Source organism: Streptosporangium sp. NPDC006007, from assembly GCF_040614315.1.
Classification (GTDB): domain Bacteria; phylum Actinomycetota; class Actinomycetes; order Streptosporangiales; family Streptosporangiaceae; genus Streptosporangium.
In genome coordinates this window covers 1-5,688 of record NZ_JBEXUG010000083.1, presented here as the reverse complement: position 1 = coordinate 5,688, position 5,688 = coordinate 1, and the positions used below count along the sequence as shown (strand labels likewise).

Here is a 5,688-nt window from a genome sequence, read left to right as displayed (position 1 = left end):
CCGACGTGATACTCCCCGAACGTGACATGCATCAGGCCCGGCACCCGGCTACCCGGATCGGCGTCCCGGTAGAAATGAACGCCCTGCACCAGCGATGCCGCACAGTTGCCGACACCCACGATGGCCACGCGCACCGAACCCATTCGGTTCTCCTGTCGCTCTAGGTAGGGTGATTTGCGTTGCCATCAAAGACCAGATCAGGACATGGCCACCAGGGCACTGTCGGATACCGGACACCGCTCTTTCGGGTACTGGACAACGGGCGCGGTCGTGTCCTCACCCAGCGCGCCGGCCACCGCGGCCTGCGCCAGCCCGGCCAGGATCCGCCGGTCGTAACGGGATCCGGGCAGGTCACCGGTGGCGATCTCGGGCAGTTCGATCACCTCGGCGATCATCCCGCTGGAGCGGACGATCCTGCGCATGGAGATCGCCATGGTGTCCTCGCCGATGTAGGCGGGATCGGTGGCCATCCGCCCGGCCGCCCGGTACCGCAGGGCCAGCGGACGTACCGGCACCCCCGCGTCGATGGCGGCCTGGAAGAAGGCGGGGTGGAACCGGCCCATCTCGCCTCCGCACAGGGTGGTGGCCTCGGGGAAGACCACCACGGTGTCCCCCTGGCGGAGCGCCCGGGTCACCTTCTCGATCGTCACCGGCAGCAGGCGCAGGTTGTCCCGGTCGTGGAAGATGGTCCCCGAGCTCGCCACCACGTTGCCGATCACGGGCCAGGTGCTCACCTCGATCTCCGACACCATCCGGCAGGGCCGCCAGGCGGCCAGCACCAGGGGGTCCAGCCAGGAGATGTGGTTGGCCACCACCAGGGCGCCGCGCGGTGCCGTACCGGACGCCCTGATCGTCCGGCGGATGCCGAGCGCCCCGACCGCCACCGTGGTCCACGCCCGGGCCAGGCGGGCACGGAGCGGGGAGCGCAGCAGCCGGGCCACCACCGAGAGCACCACGGCCACCGTCACCAGGCCCAGGGCGGCGAGATACCGGTACAGGCGTAGCCAGCCCCCGGCCGGGGCCGCGGGCGGGGTGATGCAGGAACGCGGGGTGCACGGCGAGACGGGTAACCAGGGACCCAGGTCACGGCTGGTCCGGTTGCTCAGGTGGTGGCTCATCAAATCTCCTGGAGTGGGGGGCGCCCGGGCTTCAGCCGTGGGAGCGAGGTCAAGCGGTGGCTCCGAGCAGGGGGTGGCGGTGGCGGGAGTCCATCTCGTCCATGGAGAGCAACATGAAGAAGTCCGCGCTGCGGAGGGCCGCGTCGTAGGCGGGCGGCCCGCAGACCCGCGCGCCCAGCCGCAGATAGCCGCGGAGCAGCGACGGCAGCGGGGCCGGCCCGGAGGGGGGAACCGGGCAGGCGTCCCAGGCGGTGATCGGGACGACCCGGTGCTCGGCCGGGGCCAGGTGGTCCCGGCGGACCCGGTTCCAGGCGGCGGCGGCCCGGCGGCCTCCGTCGTCCAGCGGCACCGAGCAGCCGCCCGCGAGCCAGTCGTGGCCGCTGTCGCGCATGTAGCGGGTGACGCCGGACCACAGCAGCTTCACCACGGTGCCGTCACGGTGGTCCGGGTGCACGCAGAGCCGGCCGATCTCGACCATCGAGCCGCGCAGGTCCGCCAGCCGGGAGAGGTCGAACAGGGAGTCGGAGTGGAGCCGCTCGCCGCCGTCCGGCGGCAGCAGCCGGTAGGTGCCGACCGCCAGGCCGGTGGCGTTCTCGCGGACGATCAGGTGCTCGCACCGGGGGTCGTGCTCGTCGATGTCGATGCCGGGGATGGGCGAGTCGAGCCGGGCGCCGAGTTCGCCGGTGAAGACCAGGTGGCGCAGGCGCAGGGCGTCCCACACGTCGGCGCCGTCCTGGGCGAGGGAGACCGAGTAGCCCGGGGTGTTCGCGGGCACGGTGAAGACGGACATTGGCGGGTTCCTTCCTACTTGCCTACTTGGGGCAGGGGACGGGGACCGGTCGCTCCGCGACCTCGGGCGCCGGGCTGATCCTGGCCAGCGCGACGGTTCCGGCGAGGACCAGTGCCCCCGCGCCGAGGGCGCCCAGCAGGCTGGCGGGGTCGGACGGGAGCCGCTCGTGCAGGATCAGCGCGCCGATCGTCACGGCGGTGAGCGGGTCGGCGATCTGCACGGTGGCGTACGCGACCCCGAAGTGTCCGGTCGCGTACGCGCTCTGCAGCAGGGCCAGCGCGGCGGCGGCCACCACCGGCATGAGGAGGGTGAGCCAGTTGAACAGCCGGGACAGGTCGTGCATCGCGCCGTTGGAGAGCACCCGGTTCAGGGTGGCTGCCGAGGCGTACATCACGCCTGAGGCGACGGCCAGCAGCATGGCGCGCCCGTGCGGCGTCGACCGCTGCCCGAGGCGGTGGCAGATCAGCGCGATCAGCACGGCGCACGGCAGGAAGCGCAGAATGTCGAAGGTGGTCAGGGCCGGCGGTGTCGTGGTGGGCGGGATGACCAGGACGAAGGCGACCAGTCCCGCGGTGACCGCGCCCGCGGCGGCCAGTTCGGCCCGGCTGGGACGGCGCCGGTGCAGCGCGGCGGCGATCGGCACCGCGAACATCAGGCTGGCCACGGTCACCGGCTGCACGACCGTCAGCGGGCCCAGGCCGAGCGCCATGAAGTGGCCCACCCCGCCGATCAGGATGGCCAGGCCGCCCAGTAGCCAGAGCGGGCGGCGCACCAGCAGCCTCAGCCGTCCGAGAAGGGTGGAGCCGGTGGTTCCCGCGGCCTCGTGCTGCTGCAGGGCCGCGCCGAGCGCGAAGGAGAGCGAGCCGGCGAGCGCGACCTCGGCGGCGACCAGGGTGGAGCTCATCGGGATCCGGCCTTCCCGCTCACGGTGGCCATGGTCAGGATGACGAGCACCAGCAGGGCCGAGGCCGCGTAGCCGATCCGGCTGCCGTGGTCGCGGAACGCGCTGCCGGCCAGCGCGCCGATTCCGACGTAGGTAGCGGCCCATACCGCGCAGGCGGTGGCCTCCCAGGTGATGAACCGGCGGTACGGCATGCTCAGGGTTCCGGCGATGACCGGCACGATGGAGTGCAGCAGCGGGATGAACCGGCTGGTCACCAGCGCCCATCCGGTGTCGGGGGCGCCCGCGAGCCGTTCGGCGTGGGTCCAGCGGTCCTCGCCGAACCTCACGCCGAGCCTGGAGGTCCTGATCCGCGGGCCGAACCGGCGGCCCAGGAAGTACCCCGCGGTCTCGCCCAGCATCGCCCCTCCGGTCGCCGCTCCGACCAGCGCCAGATACTCGGCGGGGGAGTCGACGGTGACGCCCGAGACCAGCACGGCGGCGTCGCCGGGCACGACGAGGCCGACGAAGAGCGAGGTCTCGGTCACCATGAACAGGAACGTGCTGAGCGCGACGACCGTGAGCGGCTGAGCGGCGAGGGCGTCGGCGAGGCTCAGCGGGGAGATCATCGCGCACCGCCGGGACGCGGGCGGCACGACTTGCATGACGAGTGCACGGTGTGCTGTCCTTCCATGGGACGTAAGTACTGGTCAGCACGGGTCCCGCGGTGACGTGAGTTGGTGCTCGGCCGCGAGTCGTGCCTTGGTACGTGAGCCCGGCTTGCCGGCCGGGTGAAAAGTGATCCCGACGTGGGTCGTCGAGTTGCCGCTCGGCGACCCACGTTTGTTCAGTCGATCTCTTTCAGTAGTCGCTCCACCTCGCCGAGGCGGACCCTGAGCTCGGCGATCTCCCTGGCCACGCGGGTCTGGGCCACGACGGCCTCCTCGACCAGCAGCCGGTAACTCCGGTCCTTGGACGCCTCGATCTTGGTGCGGTAGGTCGCCAGGCCCTGCCAGGTCGCCACTCCGATGAGGAGGGCGGCGACGATGATGATCCCGAGGACGAAGACGCTCTCAGTCATCGTGGCCGCCGCTCGACAGGGTCTTCGCGGCCTCTGCCACGGTCTGTGGCGTCAGCACGAACTCGAACTCCGCCAGTTCGTAGAACTTCATCGCCTTTCCGTCCTCCGACAACTCAAGTGATCCGTTCACCAGTCCCGCCGCCTCCAGCTTGCGCAGATGCACGGTGAGGAGTGGTCTGCTCATACTCATCTCCCTTGCCAATTGGCTGACATATTGTCTGCCGTCGGCCAGGACCGCGATCACACGCAGCCGATGTGGGTTCGACAGGGCGGAGAGCGCGGCTAGGAGCGCGTCGCCGCTGACGTCATTCGGCTTGCTCACCACCTCGACCTTTCATGTGTAAACAAAAGCTTTCATGCGCTGTAGATAGTTGTCAACGGAAAACACGAGCGGTCACATGGCGATGATCGATTTGCTATGCCCGTTCGGGCACGCTTCGCGCCCTCCCCGGCGTGCCTCCGCGCCATCGGCCGCCCATCTCGTTAGCCTCGCTAGCATGGCCACCGGTACGTCTAAAGGCGCCTCAGGCAAGACCCCCGCCAAGGGGGCCTCCGGCCGGTCCAGGTCTCCCGCGTCCCGTACGGCCCCCGCCAGGCGGGTGGTCGCCACCCGGGCCAGGACCGCCCCGCGGGCACACAGGCAGGCTCCTCCGCACCAGGACCCGATCGGCTGGGTCTTCACCATGATCGGCAAGCTGTTCATGGGGCTCTGGATGCTGCTGGCGGGCGGCGTCGGCAGCGCCGCGCGGGCCCTGGGACAGAACGCCCGCGAGCTGGATCCGGTGCACCGTCGCGACGGGCTCGGCCTGGCCGTCTTCTCCGGGGCGATCGCGCTGGCCGCCATCCTCTGGCGGGAGACCACGGGGACGGTCTCCGAGGTGGTCAACGGGGTGATGCGCGGGGTGTTCGGGTCGCTGGCCTGGGCCTTCCCCGTCCTGCTGGCGCTGCTCGCCTGGCGGCTGCTCCGTCATCCCGACCAGAACGCCGACACCGGCCGGATGAGCATCGGATGGTCCGCGCTCATGGTCGGCGTGCTCGGCGTCGTGCACGTCGTGCACGACACGCCGTACCCGTCGGGAGGCCCCTCCGACGGCATGGACAAGGTGGCCGCCGCCGGCGGCATGGTCGGCTTCATCGTCTCGGCGCCCCCGGCGAGCATCCTGCCCGCGTTCATCACCATCCCCCTGCTGCTGATCCTGTCCGGCTTCGGCGTCCTGGTGATCACCGCCACCCCGGTCCACCGGATCCCGGAGCGGCTGGCCGAGATCAGGCACATGCTCTTCGACCGGGACGCCCCGGCCAGGTCCCGGCAGCCGGGCAGGCGGCCCGCGCGCAAGAAGCCGGGCGAGACGCCGGACGTGGACGGCGTCAAGCCGTACGACACGCCCGTCGTCACCGAACCGCCGGGCAAGCTCGCCGAGCACTCACCGGAGATCGTGCCCGGGCTGGTGGAGGGGGAGGGGGCGGCCCCGGCCGTCAAGGCCGAGCCACCCGCGCCCACGCCAGCGCCGCGGACGGTGGAACAGCTCGTGCTCTCCCCGCAGGCCGGGCCCTACACCCTGCCCGACACCCAGCTGCTCCGCCCGGGCAGCGCGCCCAAGCCGCAGACCAAGGCCAACACCGTCGTGGTCAACGCGCTGACCAGCGTGATGGAGCAGTTCGCGATCGACGCCCAGGTGATCGGGTTCACCCGCGGGCCGACGGTGACGCGCTACGAGATCGAGCTCGGCCCGGCCGTCAAGGTCGAGAAGGTCACCGCGCTCACCAGGAACATCGCCTACGCGGTCAAGTCCGCCGACGTCCGGATCCTGAGCCCGAT

7 protein-coding genes and 1 pseudogene are annotated in these 5,688 nt (G+C 71.1%); 1 reads left to right on the top strand and 7 read right to left on the bottom strand.

Going from position 1 to position 5,688, the window contains the following annotated elements; all coding sequences use genetic code 11:
* The 7 genes and pseudogenes from ABZ194_RS30010 to ABZ194_RS29980 all read right to left on the bottom strand — a co-directional run.
* A pseudogene (locus ABZ194_RS30010) lies at window positions 1-143 on the bottom strand (inositol-3-phosphate synthase); the annotation flags it as partial.
* Window positions 144-197: 54 nt separating this feature from the next.
* The gene (locus tag ABZ194_RS30005; RefSeq protein ID WP_355600389.1) at window positions 198-1,118 is read right to left on the bottom strand and encodes a lysophospholipid acyltransferase family protein; all 921 of its coding nucleotides are present in this window, start codon (window positions 1,116-1,118) and stop codon (window positions 198-200) included.
* A 49-nt stretch (window positions 1,119-1,167) separates the two neighbouring features.
* On the bottom strand, window positions 1,168-1,908 hold the full coding sequence (locus ABZ194_RS30000) for a GNAT family N-acyltransferase (protein ID WP_355600388.1): 741 nt from the start codon (window positions 1,906-1,908) through the stop codon (window positions 1,168-1,170).
* A gap of 22 nt (window positions 1,909-1,930) precedes the next feature.
* Window positions 1,931-2,812, bottom strand: coding sequence for a DMT family transporter (locus ABZ194_RS29995; RefSeq protein WP_355600387.1), 882 nt, complete (start codon window positions 2,810-2,812; stop codon window positions 1,931-1,933).
* Window positions 2,809-3,453, bottom strand: a complete 645-nt coding sequence (locus ABZ194_RS29990; protein ID WP_355600386.1) for a DedA family protein — start codon at window positions 3,451-3,453, stop codon at window positions 2,809-2,811. The genes ABZ194_RS29995 and ABZ194_RS29990 overlap by 4 nt, the downstream gene beginning before the upstream one ends.
* 182 nt (window positions 3,454-3,635) lie before the next feature.
* Window positions 3,636-3,869 carry a hypothetical protein gene (locus ABZ194_RS29985; protein ID WP_355600385.1) on the bottom strand — a complete coding sequence of 78 codons (234 nt, stop codon included), beginning with the start codon at window positions 3,867-3,869 and terminating at the stop codon, window positions 3,636-3,638.
* Window positions 3,862-4,191, bottom strand: a complete 330-nt coding sequence (locus ABZ194_RS29980; RefSeq protein WP_355600384.1) for a winged helix-turn-helix domain-containing protein — start codon at window positions 4,189-4,191, stop codon at window positions 3,862-3,864. The genes ABZ194_RS29985 and ABZ194_RS29980 overlap by 8 nt, the downstream gene beginning before the upstream one ends.
* 175 nt (window positions 4,192-4,366) lie before the next feature.
* On the opposite strand from ABZ194_RS29980, the gene ABZ194_RS29975 reads away from it, so the two are divergent.
* Window positions 4,367-5,688: DNA translocase FtsK 4TM domain-containing protein (locus ABZ194_RS29975; RefSeq protein WP_355600383.1), on the top strand; the 1,322-nt coding region annotated here is incomplete at its 3' end.

What these genes read in the sequence shown, in the direction of transcription:
- ABZ194_RS30005 (WP_355600389.1), bottom strand. Translation starts at nt 1,118, where the DNA reads ATGAGCCACCACCTGAGCAACCGGACCAGCCGTGACCTGGGTCCCTGG.
- ABZ194_RS29995 (WP_355600387.1), bottom strand. Translation starts at nt 2,812, where the DNA reads ATGAGCTCCACCCTGGTCGCCGCCGAGGTCGCGCTCGCCGGCTCGCTC.
- ABZ194_RS29985 (WP_355600385.1), bottom strand. Translation starts at nt 3,869, where the DNA reads ATGACTGAGAGCGTCTTCGTCCTCGGGATCATCATCGTCGCCGCCCTC.
- ABZ194_RS29990 (WP_355600386.1), bottom strand. Translation starts at nt 3,453, where the DNA reads ATGCAAGTCGTGCCGCCCGCGTCCCGGCGGTGCGCGATGATCTCCCCG.
- ABZ194_RS30000 (WP_355600388.1), bottom strand. Translation starts at nt 1,908, where the DNA reads ATGTCCGTCTTCACCGTGCCCGCGAACACCCCGGGCTACTCGGTCTCC.